2 tRNA genes and 1 rRNA gene are annotated in these 2,363 nt (G+C 55.7%); all 3 read left to right on the top strand.

The annotated features are described in order from the left end of the window. Positions 1–282: 282 nt before the first annotated feature. The 3 genes from F6X42_RS42305 to F6X42_RS42295 all read left to right on the top strand — a co-directional run bounded on the left by F6X42_RS42305 (position 283) and on the right by F6X42_RS42295 (position 2,098). A 16S ribosomal RNA gene (locus tag F6X42_RS42305) occupies positions 283–1,815 on the top strand. Positions 1,816–1,892: 77 nt separating this feature from the next. Continuing rightward, positions 1,893–1,969 (top strand) — tRNA-Ile (locus F6X42_RS42300). Positions 1,970–2,022: 53 nt separating this feature from the next. Next, positions 2,023–2,098 (top strand) — tRNA-Ala (locus F6X42_RS42295). Positions 2,099–2,363: the final 265 nt, after the last annotated feature.

Here is a 2,363-nt window from a genome sequence, read left to right as displayed (position 1 = left end):
TCTCTGCTGCAGATGCAGCGACGCAAACGAAGCGGTGCCGGTGGTTGTGGTGCAGGTGCTGCGGGTTGGGCGGAACGATCTTTAAAAACTAACAGCCGATAAGTGTGGGCGCTTGATGCGCGGTGCGGCGGCGGGTTCTGCGGAACCTGCTGTCAGGCAACAGTATCAGGAAGCCTCACACAGTAACAGAGGAAGGTTGATCTGTCGGAAGACGGATTGATCATCGTCAGTACGTTGAGTGAGCGACCGGTTCAGAGATGGACCGAAAACAGTAACAGGTTTGAACTGAAGAGTTTGATCCTGGCTCAGATTGAACGCTGGCGGCATGCCTTACACATGCAAGTCGGACGGCAGCACGGACTTCGGTCTGGTGGCGAGTGGCGAACGGGTGAGTAATACATCGGAACGTGTCCTGGAGTGGGGGATAGCCCGGCGAAAGCCGGATTAATACCGCATACGCTCTGAGGAGGAAAGCGGGGGATCTTTCGGGACCTCGCGCTCAAGGGGCGGCCGATGGCAGATTAGGTAGTTGGTGGGGTAAAGGCCTACCAAGCCGACGATCTGTAGCTGGTCTGAGAGGACGACCAGCCACACTGGGACTGAGACACGGCCCAGACTCCTACGGGAGGCAGCAGTGGGGAATTTTGGACAATGGGGGCAACCCTGATCCAGCAATGCCGCGTGTGTGAAGAAGGCCTTCGGGTTGTAAAGCACTTTTGTCCGGAAAGAAAGCTCCGGGGCTAATACCCCTGGGGGATGACGGTACCGGAAGAATAAGCACCGGCTAACTACGTGCCAGCAGCCGCGGTAATACGTAGGGTGCGAGCGTTAATCGGAATTACTGGGCGTAAAGCGTGCGCAGGCGGTGCTGTAAGACCGATGTGAAATCCCCGGGCTTAACCTGGGAACTGCATTGGTGACTGCAGCGCTGGAGTATGGCAGAGGGGGGTGGAATTCCACGTGTAGCAGTGAAATGCGTAGAGATGTGGAGGAACACCGATGGCGAAGGCAGCCCCCTGGGCCAATACTGACGCTCATGCACGAAAGCGTGGGGAGCAAACAGGATTAGATACCCTGGTAGTCCACGCCCTAAACGATGTCAACTGGTTGTCGGGCCTTCATTGGCTTGGTAACGAAGCTAACGCGTGAAGTTGACCGCCTGGGGAGTACGGTCGCAAGATTAAAACTCAAAGGAATTGACGGGGACCCGCACAAGCGGTGGATGATGTGGATTAATTCGATGCAACGCGAAAAACCTTACCTACCCTTGACATGTATGGAATCCTGGCGAGAGCCGGGAGTGCCCGAAAGGGAGCCATAACACAGGTGCTGCATGGCTGTCGTCAGCTCGTGTCGTGAGATGTTGGGTTAAGTCCCGCAACGAGCGCAACCCTTGTCCCTAGTTGCTACGCAAGAGCACTCCAGGGAGACTGCCGGTGACAAACCGGAGGAAGGTGGGGATGACGTCAAGTCCTCATGGCCCTTATGGGTAGGGCTTCACACGTCATACAATGGTCGGAACAGAGGGTTGCCAAGCCGCGAGGTGGAGCCAATCCCGGAAAACCGATCGTAGTCCGGATCGCACTCTGCAACTCGAGTGCGTGAAGCTGGAATCGCTAGTAATCGCGGATCAGCATGCCGCGGTGAATACGTTCCCGGGTCTTGTACACACCGCCCGTCACACCATGGGAGTGGGTTTTACCAGAAGTGGCTAGTCTAACCGCAAGGAGGACGGTCACCACGGTAGGATTCATGACTGGGGTGAAGTCGTAACAAGGTAGCCGTATCGGAAGGTGCGGCTGGATCACCTCCTTTCCAGAGTCGAGCATTGCTCGCATCAAGTGCTCACGCTTATCGGCTGTGGTGATGAAAGAAAACGCAGACAGGCTCAGGGGTCTGTAGCTCAGCCGGTTAGAGCACCGTCTTGATAAGGCGGGGGTCGATGGTTCGAATCCATCCAGACCCACCAGTGTCTTGTCTGGTGAGCTGAAGGGCTGGGGCCTCTGGAATAGCTGTGGGACTGGGGGATTAGCTCAGCTGGGAGAGCACCTGCTTTGCAAGCAGGGGGTCGTCGGTTCGATCCCGTCATCCTCCACCAATCCTCAATGCGCAGGGCTCTGCATGAAGGCAGAGCGTTGCGCATTGGCGATTGAGCCAGTCAGGGCGGTATGAGGCACGAGCTTTATATCGGCTGTCGTTCTTTAACAATCAGGAAGAAGTAGTAAAGAGATTCACGAAAGCGTGCCTGGAGATGGGTGTGTGAGTAGGTGAATCAGGGTTGTGATTGTATCGATGTATTTTAAAGGTGATCGAGAGATCGCTTTGGAATACGGCGCAACACGAATACTCAACCTGTAGCGGAA

It is taken from the genome of Paraburkholderia podalyriae (genome assembly GCF_014397785.1).
Lineage (GTDB): Bacteria > Pseudomonadota > Gammaproteobacteria > Burkholderiales > Burkholderiaceae > Paraburkholderia > Paraburkholderia podalyriae.
Note: the sequence above shows the minus strand (reverse complement) of the source record. Positions and strands in the feature narration are given on the sequence as shown.